This window comes from Hwanghaeella sp. 1Z406 (genome assembly GCF_048892425.1).
Lineage (GTDB): Bacteria > Pseudomonadota > Alphaproteobacteria > UBA8366 > Aestuariispiraceae > Pacificispira.
In genome coordinates this window covers 22,206-35,597 of the sequence record NZ_JBLZHU010000004.1, presented here as the reverse complement: position 1 = coordinate 35,597, position 13,392 = coordinate 22,206, and the positions used below count along the sequence as shown (strand labels likewise).

Here is a 13,392-nt window from a genome sequence, read left to right as displayed (position 1 = left end):
CCCAGCAAGCCCGAGCTCAGCAAGCGCAGGCAATTTCGTCGATAACAGGTTGGCAAAGTTCAGGGCGGCCGCCGCAGCAGTCTTCCATCAGAAAACTCAACAGAGCGCGCATGGCATCAAAATCGGCGAAATAGCGGATTGTGCGGCCGTGTCGTTCATTGCGCACCATCCCGGCATTCAGCAGCACGGTCAGATTGGCAGACATGGTGTTTTGTTTCACGTCCAGCAGAGACGCGATTTCCCCGGCGTTCAGCCCGTCTGATCCCGCCTTTACCAAAAGCCGAAACACATCCAGGCGGGTTTGCTGACTGAGGGCGAAAAACGCCGCGAGTGCTTTGTTTATATCCATAATTCATGAATAATGGATATATCATTTGTTGTCAATATCCGGCTCGTCGCTTCTGGCGCTAAGATGGCCCATTTCGGGGACAGAATTGTGATGTTTTTGCGAAATTTGCTGACAGTCTTGTTTGTCAGCTTCTTATATAATATATAATGTTTACTAAATCCTCAGAAAGTTTGTTTATGCGCCATCCCAAAAAGAGCTTTGGTTTCATTGTGCATGAAGTAGCCCGGTTGCTGCGGCGCGATTTCAATCAGCGCGCCGTCAATTTAGGGCTTTCTCAGGCGCAATGGCGCGCCTTGGCGTATTTGTCCCATCATGAAGGGATACGGCAGGTGACGCTGGCAGAATACCTGGAAATACAGCCCATATCATTGGGTCGCCAATTGGATTACCTACAGGAAAACGGATTAATCGAACGACGACCAGATCCCACAGATCGTAGGGCTATTCAGCTTTATCTAACCCCTGCGGCGGAGCCTGTTCTGGAACGTTTATGGGAACATGCCGCTGAAACACAAAAAGCCGCACTGAATGGAATCCCAGAGAATGAACACGACGCGCTGTTGACACTGTTGCAGCGCGTCAAACTTAATCTCCTATCAAATGACGTTATATGACATTACTAACATTGTTCACATACACAAACTTCCTTGCTAACATGGCTGTTTAGCTGCCACTGTGCCTACAGACCTTACCTGCACCGCCAGCATGCTGGCGGTGCAGGTAAGGTCTGATATCACAGCCTCAAGATGACAAACAAAACCCGGTGCCCGACATTTGGAATGAGGGAAGCATGCTGACAGTTCCCTACTACACGGTTGCCAAAACAGCGGATGTCGTTCGACCTGCAACGATCATCCGCGATACCGAGTGGGATCAAGTGAAGAGCCACAGTCTCCCTACCGGTTTCCACTATCTTGTCTATGACGGATGCAGAATTGTTGAGCCGGTCTTATTCTATCTCCATGACAAATGCGTCCGGTCCTCGAGAATTCCCTCGGTAGGAAACACACAAACAGCTTTAACCTATGACCTGTATGAGTGGTTCACATATCTAGGCTTGATTCATAGGGATTGGGACGCTGCTTGTTTCGATGACATCGAACTATATCGCGACAAGCTTTTATGCAGCAAATCACCTAAAACCGGTAAACGATATGCTGTTGCAACAGTACGCCGCAGGCTTGGCACCATCGTTGACTTCTATGAATGGGCGTCCAGACAAGGCTTGATTGAATTTGATGCGAAAGAGTTTTACGAAGAACGTATCAAACCCCGAAATTATGCAATTACCCGGATGGCGCATGTTCAATCCGGCGACAATACGGTCAAAACGAGTAAACTGCTTCCGAGAACCTATAACAGTGAAACGGCTGAGGCATTTTCTCCCGAAGCTCTTCAACGAGTGCTCGCCGAACTTGGTTCGATCCCCGGAGACAAAGCTGATCGTCGTCCATGCAGAGACCGGCTCATTGCCAGCCTTGCTGTCGCCACAGGAATGCGACTTGACGAATGCGCCAACCTCACTCTGTCGCAATACAAGAATCTCAAGAAAGATGGTAGCTACAGCAACGTCGCATTGCCTCTTTACAAAACCAAAGGCCTGAAGCCGCGCACAGTTGTCGTACCGGGCATAATCCATGATGATCTGCGACATTACGTAAAAACAGAACGGGCCCGTGCGGTTCGACGCGCGAAAACATCTGTCGAGGCTCTTTTTGTCAATCACGCCCATGCCAAAAGAAATCCGGGTGAAGCAATGACAGCTCATTCCATCTGGCGCCACTTTCAGCGCGCGGTTCTGAAAGCCGGTCTTGTATGCCCTTCCCATAAAAACGGCACAACCAGCCCCTTAGACAGACCTGAAGCCCTGCACAGCTTTCATCACCTCCGTCATACCTTTGCGGTTACCATGTATTTTGAACTGGTTCGCGCGGGCAAAGCAGAACCCTGGCTCAGCCTGCGAACATTGCTTGGCCATAGTCACATAACGACAACAATCAATACATATTTGCGGAGTGTACAAATTCGGGAAGCACTCATGACAGATACCCTGAATACGTATCTCAAGGCCCTACGCGATGGCTAGAAAGCGCATGGACAGATCTTTTCTCACGTATCGCCCGGGTGCGGCACCTGCCTTCGACAGGAACAACCTGGCCCGTCCGGAAAAGGAAGAGAGAGAATACGGGGTTATCCAAAAGCTGTCACCTGACGGAAAACTGTGTCAACTCACGCTAAACTGTCCCCGTACCGCAAAATCCAACCGCGGCAGTGCCCAGATCAATGTCAGCGACGATTGGCTGAAAGCCGAACATCTGTCTGTTCCGTTTGCTACGGCCATTTTCTCGCATATTCGCAAGTTTGGTCCCTCTACCCAGGTCAACAAGGTTCAAGCTCTCAATCGCTTCTTTGCTTTTATGTGCGAACAGGGAAAAGCACATTTTAAACTGTCGGATCTGACCACAACTCTTTTTAATGAGTACATTTTCTGGCTCGACACCCAACAGCTTACAAGCAAAACGAAAGCCGGGTTAATCTCCCCACTCCGTGTTGTATTGCACTATCTTAAACAAAATCCACAATATACAAGCGAAGTCCCTGGGGATGCTTATATCCAGCCAAATCCCTGGCCTGGAATAAACGAGCAAATTGCTCATCGACCAATTTTGGCTATCACCGATCTTGTAACGATTGAGCGCGCCTGCATCAAAGAAATGCAGACATGGATGCGCAAATGGGAAGAAGGAAACGACTTTATTAAATCAGGTAGAGAACGCCTGCAGGCGGGTGCTTCACCCACCGAGCATAGACTTGAAACATTGCTGGCAATCATTGAAGACCGCTATGGTGGCTATGTGACGAACAGCAAACAATTCTTTGCTGACGGCGATGGCCGGCGACGACAAATCGAGTTTTTCGGAGGGATCAAGGGTATTGCTCCGTGGCTGTATGCAACAAAGCGCTCTCTGGTCCCGTTTGTCGTGATGATGGCAATCAGGACGGCCTTCAATCCGGAAACCATACTGGCTTTACGAAAATCCGCCCTTCGGGAGAGCTCGTTACTTAAAGGAAGTGCCGAACTGGCGCCGAGATATCGGGTGGTCGGCGGGAAGAAACGCGCGCGAGGCGATCAGGTTCGAACCTATCCTCAGGATAGCACAGAGATTGATAGCCCGATTTCCATTTTCAACAATGTCGGAAAGCTGACCCGTCGCCTCCCAAATGCCGAGCACGATCCCGACCATGATATGCTCTTCATATTTCAGGGCAGAAATTACGGAAGGGCTCATCATTATCTCAATGCAACCTGCACCTTCCCTAACGCACTTTCTGCTTTCAGAAAAGACAATCAACTCCCTGATTTCAGCTTGTCGAACATTCGCCCCACCATCTCGGAGATTGTCAATCAACTGAGTAACGGGGATATCAAGGCACAACAGGCAATTCTCAATCATTGGCACACAGAGACAACGGAAACGCATTATGTGTCGGAAGCGGCCCGGCACCGCAGACGGGAAACATTGGGCAATCTTTTGAACCGACGGGAACGATATATCCGGACATCTGGAAAGTCCGATGACCGTATCAATCTTCCAAACAATACAGGTCGCGCCGCAACGCCGGGGTTTGAATGCACCGACCCCTATGATTCTCCTCTCGCATCCCAGTCCACAGGACAACTCTGCACCGCCTGGGGAGAGTGTCCGCTATGTCCTCGCGCCGCCGTGATCCCCGACAATTCACACGCTTTGGCACAACTGCTTCATCTCCACAATGCCATTGAGAAAGCACGTCACGATTTACCGCCAGGTCGCTGGCTATATTGGTCAACGGTACAAAAGGGCCTGGACAATTGGCTCAGCAAGTTCCCGGCCAGGAGTGTTTGGCATGAGGCCAAAAACATTCAAAGAACCCACGCCATTCTGATCGAATGACATGAACCCTATACAAACCGCTACAGCATATCATCTCATGGCAGCGGAAGATCTGCGGGAAACGAGGATCAACCGCCATTCCCGCTGGTATGATGACAGATGGTTCTTCGACAATCTGACGCCAGGTCACGACGCTGCAGCCAGCACCATACGCTGGGATTTCATCATGCCGGACGGCAGTAAATTCGTAGACCCGAAATGGGCGATATTGCTCGACGCACATCGTCGACTGGTCTGGTCACTGATTGTCGACCCAAGACAGCGGCATAGATACAAGCCGGGCTCAATGGGCAAACTCTCCCGACGGGTTCTTTATCTTGCTCGCTGGATGGGCAAATCCGGCTACGCTCATTTCGGCGCGCTTGATACCTGTGCTTTTGACCAGTATCTCGACAACCTGCTCATCGACAAGCAGAATAAAGCCAATCTCAACGCCGTGTATCTTATGGAACATCTCGCATTGCCTGTTTCTCTGGGATATCAGGCCCCTGTTCTGGCAAAGGCGGGAATTCCTGTACCGGGCAGCGCCCCCTGGCATGGCATGACAGCGTTCGAGGTCGCGAAACAGTTGGCAGGCAGGGAACAGGGATACGTCCCGCCAGTCCCCGACCCCATATTTTTGCACATAATGACCAGCGCCTTGTGCATGCTTGACGCGGCAGAGGATATTATTTTACAGGCTCGGCATTTCGCGGACACCAAAGACCTGCAGGTTGCCGAAAAACATGCACCAGACAGGAAGCATTTACGCGATCGCATGAACTCTCTGACTGACGCGTGCCTGATCCTCATCCAGGGATTGTCGGGTATCAGAGTGAGTGAATTGCTGGGACTGCAAGCCTCTGATACGCCACTGGCACAAAATGCCTTGCCCGATTGCATAAAAATTGAACCGTCGGCCAGCGGTCTTCATGAGATATTTTATCTTTCCGGTCATATCTACAAGACGACGAAAACGCCTCGCCCGGCCACCTGGGTCACCGGACTGCGCCCGGTCGGGAGTGATCACCTTCCTGTTCCGGTCAAGGCAATATCTGTCATCGAAAGGTTGTACGCCCCCTGGCGCACTCGAAGAAACATCAACGAACTGATTGTCGGTTTTAGCCGAACAAAAAGCCTGACCAAAGATGTGAAAGCCCATACTTTAAGTTGGGTCAATCGCTGCCAGAGAAGGTTCTTTGTCAGAAGCGGTGTAAAGGATTGGACTGTTACTTCTCATCAATGGCGCAAATCCTTCGCCCAATATGTCATCCGAAGCGACAGCCGCATGCTCCCGGTGCTTCAGGAGCATTTCAAACACATCAGTATGGCGATGACCGAACAGGGATATATAAATGCGGATCCAGAACTGAAACAGATCCTTGATGATGCTGCGGTTCAGTCAACGGTCTCTCTCATTGGCGAAATGATTGCCGGCAGAAAAAACGTCACGGGGGCCCTCAGTGGAAAACTGAAAGAGACTGCGAATCAACTCGGAAGATCTCTGGACAACCGTCCCGAAGATGACCGCCGACGCGATATTGAAGAACTGGTTCGTACCTCGGGTATACGGGCACATGATATTCGCTGGGGAGAGACATCCCTCGGCACCTGTCTCTTTCGACAGGGAACCGGAAATTGCACGGTTGGCTGTTCAGCCCGATGGGTGATCAGTGCGCCGCTATGGTCGGCCGCCCGCCCCGATTTGTGTTGGGAATGTCAAAACCTTGTCCTTGACGAAACTCATTTGCCCTTCTGGAAAGACCGCCGGGTCAAATTGCAAGATGATCTGAAAACGGCAACGACCAATGATGACTTTGCTCTCGCACAACTCTGCAAACAACGTCTCGAACAATGCATTATGGTGCTGAACAAGCTTGAAACCACCGAAACTGCAGCTGCAGAAAACAGCAATCCCGGGTAATGAAACCATGTCCACCACATCTGTTGAAGCCGCATTCATGATGGCGATTGATCGGCTCCTCGCGCGTCATGCTCAGAAAGCCAATACCAGTGATACACCCAGAATCAGCAAAAGCATGGTAGCACGCGAAGCGGGGCATAGCCGGACAACGCTTTACAAATATCCCAAAGTGCTCGAACGACTGAAATCATTTGAGGCAACAGCAAAATCATCAAAACAAAATGAGATCATGAGTCTGCGTCAGGAAATCGCCAAATTAAAACAGGAAACTGGGACGGCGAGAGACCTGATGGCAGCAATGCTGCTTCAAATGCGCGAGATGGAACGACAAACGGCTTCAAGAATTCGTCAGGCAGTACGTATGACACAAGCAGAAGGTTCTGATACGTAATGGGCCTTCCACAACACAGGAAGACTCTTAACAAGCCTTTTACATCAATCGTGGTGTCTACGCCAAGCCTCTCCTAATGCACATGTCTCCCATCTTCCATAAATCATCCCACTTACGACAGATCACTTCCGCAGATCAGCAGAGAGGCGCCTCCCCAAGTTCATGCCTTTGCCCAGTCTGCCAGATTGACAAATAGCCCGAACCAGATTGATGGCTCAAGCAGCAGATGTAAATTCGTGAAATGGTCTGGCTTTGCCACAATATTGCCACTTGACGAAACCGGGGGAGCCCGATATTGCGTATGTTGCAACGCATCACTAAGGAACGTTCCGTGCGCATTCTTTCCTGCTTTCTTGCAATCGCGATAGCCATGACAGTTCTGCTGTCGGGGGTTGAGGGTGTGCAAGCAGGTTCGGGACATGGCCGTGACAATCATCACGGCGTCATGATCGATGTTTCTGATAGCTCGCAACATGATCGACGTGACATGCATGCGGATCTTTGCGGTATGGCGGTTTGCGGCCCGTTCGTTAAAGAAGTAGAAGGTGTTCTGTCTTCCAGCCCAACGGTGCTTGCGGTAACATACTGGTATCAGGACCTGACTTTGACTTCCGCAGATTTGGACGTTAGAGCCAAGCCTCCGCGTTCCTGAGATATTTCAGATTTTCCGAACATCCCTTTGCCTGGTTCAATCACTGTTCCTCGAATGAAACAGCGTTTTGCCTGAATTACAGCAGCGCAGACTGTTGTCGTGATTGAACATGGGACGAGGGCCTTCTTACTGAATATCTATTAGGAGCATATACATGCCCAACTTCAAGAATTCCCTTATGCGTCGCGTTAGCGTTTCAACCTTTATTCTTGGCGCGCTTGTCGGTCTTCAGTCACCTGCCTTTGCGGGTGCGGGTCATAGTGGCGGTCATAATGACGGTGCATCGGAAATCGGGGCACCCGGCGAGATATCCGATGTGCGGCGCACGATCAGAATCACTATGGAAGACAATTTCTACGACAAGGAAAAAATCATTGTCCGGGGCGGTGAAACCGTTCGCTTCGTTATCGAGAACAAGGGCGAATTTGTTCACGAATTCAACATTGGAACTGCAGCCATGCATGCAGGTCATCAGGAAGAAATGATGATGATGATGGAACATGGAGCGCTTGAGGCCGACAAGATCAACATGGACATGATGGAAATGGACATGGGGAATGGAATGACCATGAAGCATGACGACCCCAACAGCGTTTTGCTGGAACCGGGCAAGTCGGCTGAGGTGATCTGGACGTTCCCCAAGAAAGCGGAACTTGAGTTCGCCTGCAATGTCCCGGGTCACTATGAAAGCGGCATGGTCGGCAAAGTCCGCCTGCAGTAATCGGTCATCCACCTTCCTGCGCCAGAGGTTTTTCTCCCTTGGGCCTCTGGCGCACCTGATCTTTTTGGATTTCAAAAAATGAAACAGAAATTTGCCCGCAGTGCCCTTTGGGGTGTGCTGGCCGCTATTGCTGTGTCTTCGACAGCCAATGCGGCGAATTACGATCTGTCTGTTGATTACGTTACAATTGATACCGGTGAAATGAAAACCACAGGTATCGGATATAATGGGTCTTCCCCTGGCCCGACCTTGCGTTTGAAGGAAGGCGAAGAGGCTGTCATCAAGGTGACCAACAATCTTGATGAGGCAACGTCCATTCACTGGCACGGACTTATTTTGCCCTATCAGATGGACGGGGTGCCGGAAATCAGCTTTCCGGGGATTGCGCCTGGTGAAACATTCACATATCGCATTCCAGTCTCGCAAAGCGGTACCTACTGGTTCCACAGCCATTCCGGTTTTCAGGAGCCGGACGGGGCGTATGGTTCGATCATTATCGAACCCAAAAAGCGAGAACCGTTCAAGTTCGACCGGGAGTATGTGGTTGTCCTGAAAGACAAGCACCCGCATTCCGGCGCACGTATTTTGCGCAACCTCAAAATGATGCCCGATTATTATAATCGCAACCAACGCACCCTTGGCGATTTCATCAGTGATGTCTCTGAAAATGGCTTCGGTGCGACGTTGTCGGAACGTGGTGACTGGGGCAGCATGCGCATGATGCCGACCGACATCGAAGATGTTCAGGGATTTGTCGGTCTGATCAACGGGAAGTCACCAGAGCAGAACTGGACAGGCCTGTTTAAGGCCAATGAACGTGTGCGCCTACGCTTCATCAATGCATCTGCCATGACTTACTTCGACGTCCGTATTCCGGGACTTGAAATGACTGTTGTGCAGGCCGACGGCAACAACGTTCAACCGGTCAAGGTTGATGAATTCCGCATTTCGGTTGCAGAAACCTACGATGTGATTGTTCAGCCGACAGCTGAAAAGCCGTATGCAATCATGGCTGAATCAATGGGGCGCTCGGGATATGCATTCGGATCGCTGTCACCGCAAGAAGGGCTGAAAGCTGAAATGCCAGCCAGACGCATGGACGCTCCGTTGCTGACAATGGCTGATATGGGAATGGATCACGGTGACATGGCCGGAATGGACCATTCTTCGATGAGCAGCGGTAACGGAAACGGTATGGCTGGAATGGACCATTCGAATATGGCCGGGATGGATCACTCTCAGATGGCGATGTCCAAAGATGATCCTTTCTATGCCGCTGGCAGTGGTTTGACACCAAAAGCAGCGAATGGCGGCAAGTTCTTGTCTTATGCCGACTTGAAAGCACAGAAGCCCTTGTATCCGGAGCGGCCGGCAACGCGTGAAATTGAACTGCGTCTTACGGGAAACATGGAGCGCTATACTTGGTCAATCAATGGCGTCAAATACGAAGATGCAGAACCTATCCGCTTGAAATATGGCGAACGGGTACGGTTCAAGTTCGTCAATGAGACCATGATGTCACACCCGATGCATTTGCACGGGATGTGGTCAATCCTCGATACCGGTAACGGTAAATGGGATCCGGTAAAGCACACCATCAATATCAATCCAGGCATGACTGTTTATTCGGAAACCGAAGTTGATGAACCAGGGCAATGGGCGTTCCATTGTCATTTGAGCTATCACATGGCTTCTGGAATGTTCCGCAAAGTGATTGTTGAGGGCGGTCCAGCCGTCGCAGCACTTGAGAATGGAGTTCAATAACAATGAAAACCCTAACTTTGGCCGCGATTGGTGGTGGTGTTCTTGCCACGATCCTGTCCTTCTCGTTCACTGCCAAAGCAGACAATCACATCTTCTATGGCATTCAAATGGAGCAGTTTGAATACCGATCAGGTGATGAAGACGAAAATCTCTTTGTTTGGGATGGTGACGCATTTGTAGGAACCGATGAGTTGAAGCTGCGCTGGCAAGGCGAAGGCGAGCGTGATCTCAAAAACGACCTTTACGAAAACTTCGAGAACAGGCTGGTCTTGCAAACACCAATCAGTGACTTCTTTGATGCCAAGGCCGGTATTCGTCTGGATACGCCAAGCACAACAGATCGTTGGTATGGAACGGTTGGTATCATGGGGCTTGCTCCTCAATGGTTTGAAGTCGACGCTGACCTGTTTGTCAGCGAAACCGGAGACGGTAGTGCGCGACTTGATGTTGAGTACGAAGGCTTGTTGACCAATCGTTTAATCCTCACACCTTCGCTTGAGCTGAATGCAGCATTCTCTGAGGATCGCGAAATAGAGGTCGGGCGCGGGTTTTCAAGCGCAGAAATCGGACTGCGGCTTAGCTATGATCTAATCGACCGAGCCGTTGCACCGTACATTGGGGTTGCCTATGAACGCAAACTTGGCAAAACCGCAGACTTTGCAAAAGACGACGGCGAGGATTACGAAGCAACTTACCTCGTGACCGGTCTCCGCCTTCTTTTCTAAGCTTCATCTGACAGGGAGGATTTTCCTCCCTGTCTGTTTTTATCGAACCTTTTGAAGGAACCTGACACAGATGATGGAAATCGTCCACGATATGGGGCACCGTTTAACGCACTACACATCAAGCGATGCACACTGGTGGGTTCATTTTGTCTTCCATTTGGTTGTGTTTGGGGTTCCGGTTGCACTTATTATTATTCTCAGTGCAACGGGATACAGGCTTTTAAAACGCCGCAAATCTGTTCTTGCGTGGCAAGCTCAAAAGTCCTTCTCAAAGAACGGAACACCGCTCCTGCAGTACATATTCAGAGCATCATGGAAACGACAGCTAAAACTGGGCCTGCTGGCAATAACGTCACTACCGGCACTTTACATGAGTCTCGAACTACCGAAGCTAATCATCAACAATGCCATAGAGTCCGGACACTTCCCAATCATGTATATGGGTATAGAACTGTCACAGACGCAGACGTTGCTTGCACTATGCATGCTGTTCCTCTTGGCTATTGGCTTACATGGTGGATTGAAATACCAGGTCAATTTGCAATCCGGTGCATTGGCAGAACACATGTCACGCCGCCTGCGGCTCGATATCTCAAAATTCAGCTTTCGAAAGCCGTCCCCCAGAGGCGGGGAATTAATTCCGGTTATTGTTCAGGAGGTAGAGCCCGTAGCTGGGTATGCATCGGAGTCCATTGTATTACCTTTGTTACAAGGTGGCACGTTCCTGACTATTCTGGCTTTCATGCTCGTGCAAGATTTGGTCTTGGGCATCGCCGCAACAGCACTGTTGCCGCTTCAGATTTTTGTCATTCCCAGATTTCAAAAGAAAATTAATGCTTTGTCTCGAACGCGGCTGAAAGAAGTCAGGGTTCTCGGGGAGAAGATCGGGAATATCTCAAACGACCACCAGCCAAGTGCTCGGGATATTTACGGGTCATACAAACGACTTCATGATCTTCGTCTTTCTATCCACAAAAACAAGTTCGCCATGAAGTCTTTAAACAACTTTATATCTCAGATGACGCCATTCTTCTTTTACACAATAGGGGGGTATCTGGTGATAAAGGGCGACCTCACGCTCGGAGCACTAATCGCAGTATTAACTGCATACAAAGACATGGGCGCTCCGCTCAAAGAGCTCTTTCGTTACTATCAGGCGCAAGCCGATGCTCATGTCAGATACTCCGAAATCAAACCTTACATCTCCAAGGAAATCGAGATTACGGACAATCAGTTTGCAGATGTAACGGTTCTATCTGAAGCAGGGTAAAAAAAGACTTACCCATAGTTGAGGTAGGTCAACGTAACTCGATATTCAGGGGCATATGTGTTACCTTCTGCCCAGAGGGGATTTGATCAATGAATGCACAGCAAGCACTTATACGCGCCGTACTGATCCTGCTTGTCGGGATCAGTGCTATAATGCTTGCTCCCCATATTGCAGTCGCGTCCAGTGGCTCCTTTCCTGCGCATTCTGCAGAAATCAGTGATTTCGACATTGATCACCAACATGATCTGACTTCGTGCTGCCCTCAGGTTTCTTGTCACTCCACATCAGCGGTCCTTACCGAGATTATCCTACCGATTTCCGAGTTTTCTCCTGTACAGAACGGGATAGAAGAAATGTCCCTTCAACCGGTATCTCGGTCATGGATTTTCCAACCTCCCATATTCTGATCCTCCCAAACAAATAGCGAATAACTGTTCTGGTTTCTGCGCGTGCCGATGGCTTTGGACTTGTAACGGTTTGGTTCCGGTCACTTGAGATTATATACCTCACTCAAGGAGACCGAACATGGCGATCAAGCATACTGATGATTTCAAGCAAGAGGCAGTTAGGATTGCACTGACCAGTGGGTTACCGCGCCGTCGGGTGGCATCGGATTTAGGGGTCGGCTTTTCGACATTGAGCAAGTGGGTGTCACAATATCGGCCTAGTGATCTGACTGCGCAGCCGCAAGCTGATCTTGCCCGCGAGAATGAACGCCTGCGTCTGGAGAACCGTATCCTTAAGGAGGAGCGGGACATATTAAAAAAGGCCACGCAGTTCTTCGCGAGCCAACGCCCGTGAAGTTCGGATTTGTCAAAGAGTGGCGGCATATTTGGTCAGTGGGACTGCTGTGCAACGTCATGCAGGTAACCCCGCGCGGCTTTCGCAAATGGCTGACACAGCCGATGAGCCAGCGGCAGCGCGGTGACATGAAGGTGCTGGCGCACATCCGTGAGCAATATGGCCTAAGCCTTGGCAGCTATGGCAGACCGAGGATGACAATGGAGTTGAAGGAAGCTGGCCTTGACGTTGGCGAACGCCGTGTTGGCAGGTTGATGAAGATCAACAGGATCAAGCCGGTTCGCACCCGTAAACACAAGATCACGACCAACAGCAACCATAGCTTGGGTATTGTGGCCAATGTCCTGGAAGGCAACTTTGTCGCTGATGCACCCAACCGTAAATGGGCTGGCGACATCAGTTATATCTGGACAACCCAGGGCTGGCTCTACCTTGCCGTGATCCTTGACTTGCACTCACGCCGCGTCGTTGGCTGGGCGGTCAGTGACAGGATGAAGAAGGATCTGGCGATCCAGGCGCTCGATATGGCAGTGCGCCTTCGCAATCCGCCGGAAGGGTGCATCTTCCATTCGGATCGTGGTAGCCAATATTGTGCTTGTGCTTATGATTATCAAAAGAAGTTGCAGGCCTATGGCCTGCGTCCATCAATGAGCGGTAAGGGCAACTGCTACGATAATGCCTCGGTGGAGACATTCTTTAATACGATCAAGGCGGAGTTGATCTGGCGGCAAAGCTGGCCAACACGCAATCAGGCTGAGGCTGCCATCTTCCAATACATCAACGGGTTCTACAACACCCGAAGGCGCCACTCATATCTGGGCGGCATAAGCCCCTTGGCTTTCGAAGCTAAGGTGGCATAATGAGAGACAAGTGATCGGAAC

General features: G+C 50.4%; 12 protein-coding genes. 11 read left to right on the top strand and 1 reads right to left on the bottom strand.

What is annotated here, in order from left to right; translation table 11 throughout:
* Positions 1–16 precede the first annotated feature (16 nt).
* Positions 17–349: an ArsR/SmtB family transcription factor gene (locus ACOSDR_RS09575; protein ID WP_420731087.1), complete on the bottom strand. Its 333-nt coding sequence runs from the start codon at positions 347–349 to the stop codon at positions 17–19.
* Between the two features lie 176 nt (positions 350–525).
* Here ACOSDR_RS09575 and ACOSDR_RS09570 point away from each other — a divergent pair, with 176 nt between their 5' ends.
* The 11 genes from ACOSDR_RS09570 (at position 526) to ACOSDR_RS09520 (ending at position 13,371) form a co-directional block, all read left to right on the top strand.
* Positions 526–963, top strand: coding sequence for a MarR family winged helix-turn-helix transcriptional regulator (locus ACOSDR_RS09570; protein ID WP_420731086.1), 438 nt, complete (start codon positions 526–528; stop codon positions 961–963).
* A gap of 176 nt (positions 964–1,139) precedes the next feature.
* Complete coding sequence (locus ACOSDR_RS09565; RefSeq protein ID WP_063093908.1) at positions 1,140–2,435, top strand: tyrosine-type recombinase/integrase; 1,296 nt, start codon at positions 1,140–1,142, stop codon at positions 2,433–2,435.
* A complete protein-coding gene (locus ACOSDR_RS09560; protein ID WP_063093910.1) occupies positions 2,428–4,284 on the top strand; it encodes a phage integrase SAM-like domain-containing protein in 1,857 nt (618 codons plus the stop codon). Before ACOSDR_RS09565 ends, ACOSDR_RS09560 begins: the two co-directional genes overlap by 8 nt.
* Positions 4,285–4,321: 37 nt before the next feature.
* On the top strand, positions 4,322–6,187 hold the full coding sequence (locus ACOSDR_RS09555) for a hypothetical protein (RefSeq protein WP_339860589.1): 1,866 nt from the start codon (positions 4,322–4,324) through the stop codon (positions 6,185–6,187).
* 7 nt (positions 6,188–6,194) lie between these two features.
* Positions 6,195–6,578: a hypothetical protein gene (locus ACOSDR_RS09550; RefSeq protein WP_064789708.1), complete on the top strand. Its 384-nt coding sequence runs from the start codon at positions 6,195–6,197 to the stop codon at positions 6,576–6,578.
* A gap of 295 nt (positions 6,579–6,873) precedes the next feature.
* On the top strand, positions 6,874–7,230 hold the full coding sequence (locus tag ACOSDR_RS09545) for a hypothetical protein (protein ID WP_420731084.1): 357 nt from the start codon (positions 6,874–6,876) through the stop codon (positions 7,228–7,230).
* A gap of 154 nt (positions 7,231–7,384) precedes the next feature.
* Positions 7,385–7,951, top strand: a complete 567-nt coding sequence (locus tag ACOSDR_RS09540) for a cupredoxin domain-containing protein (RefSeq protein WP_114090726.1) — start codon at positions 7,385–7,387, stop codon at positions 7,949–7,951.
* 78 nt (positions 7,952–8,029) lie between these two features.
* Entirely contained in the window at positions 8,030–9,715 is a 1,686-nt protein-coding gene (locus tag ACOSDR_RS09535; protein WP_339860595.1) for a copper resistance system multicopper oxidase, read from the top strand.
* Between the two features lie 2 nt (positions 9,716–9,717).
* Positions 9,718–10,440 (top strand): copper resistance protein B, encoded by a 723-nt coding sequence (locus tag ACOSDR_RS09530; RefSeq protein WP_022733249.1) that lies wholly within the window; start codon positions 9,718–9,720, stop codon positions 10,438–10,440.
* A gap of 70 nt (positions 10,441–10,510) precedes the next feature.
* On the top strand, positions 10,511–11,710 hold the full coding sequence (locus ACOSDR_RS09525; RefSeq protein ID WP_420731083.1) for an ABC transporter ATP-binding protein: 1,200 nt from the start codon (positions 10,511–10,513) through the stop codon (positions 11,708–11,710).
* Between the two features lie 525 nt (positions 11,711–12,235).
* Positions 12,236–13,371, top strand: a protein-coding gene (locus tag ACOSDR_RS09520) for an IS3 family transposase (protein WP_420731081.1) whose coding sequence is annotated in 2 segments (ribosomal slippage) — positions 12,236–12,470 and positions 12,470–13,371 — 1,137 coding nt in all. Because the reading frame shifts where the segments join, the coding sequence is not laid out codon by codon here.
* The last annotated feature ends 21 nt before the right edge of the window (positions 13,372–13,392 follow it).

What these genes read in the sequence shown, in the direction of transcription:
- ACOSDR_RS09560 (WP_063093910.1), top strand. Translation starts at nt 2,428, where the DNA reads ATGGCTAGAAAGCGCATGGACAGATCTTTTCTCACGTATCGCCCGGGT.
- ACOSDR_RS09575 (WP_420731087.1), bottom strand. Translation starts at nt 349, where the DNA reads ATGGATATAAACAAAGCACTCGCGGCGTTTTTCGCCCTCAGTCAGCAA.
- ACOSDR_RS09550 (WP_064789708.1), top strand. Translation starts at nt 6,195, where the DNA reads ATGTCCACCACATCTGTTGAAGCCGCATTCATGATGGCGATTGATCGG.
- ACOSDR_RS09535 (WP_339860595.1), top strand. Translation starts at nt 8,030, where the DNA reads ATGAAACAGAAATTTGCCCGCAGTGCCCTTTGGGGTGTGCTGGCCGCT.
- ACOSDR_RS09530 (WP_022733249.1), top strand. Translation starts at nt 9,718, where the DNA reads ATGAAAACCCTAACTTTGGCCGCGATTGGTGGTGGTGTTCTTGCCACG.
- ACOSDR_RS09540 (WP_114090726.1), top strand. Translation starts at nt 7,385, where the DNA reads ATGCCCAACTTCAAGAATTCCCTTATGCGTCGCGTTAGCGTTTCAACC.
- ACOSDR_RS09525 (WP_420731083.1), top strand. Translation starts at nt 10,511, where the DNA reads ATGATGGAAATCGTCCACGATATGGGGCACCGTTTAACGCACTACACA.
- ACOSDR_RS09570 (WP_420731086.1), top strand. Translation starts at nt 526, where the DNA reads ATGCGCCATCCCAAAAAGAGCTTTGGTTTCATTGTGCATGAAGTAGCC.
- ACOSDR_RS09555 (WP_339860589.1), top strand. Translation starts at nt 4,322, where the DNA reads ATGGCAGCGGAAGATCTGCGGGAAACGAGGATCAACCGCCATTCCCGC.
- ACOSDR_RS09565 (WP_063093908.1), top strand. Translation starts at nt 1,140, where the DNA reads ATGCTGACAGTTCCCTACTACACGGTTGCCAAAACAGCGGATGTCGTT.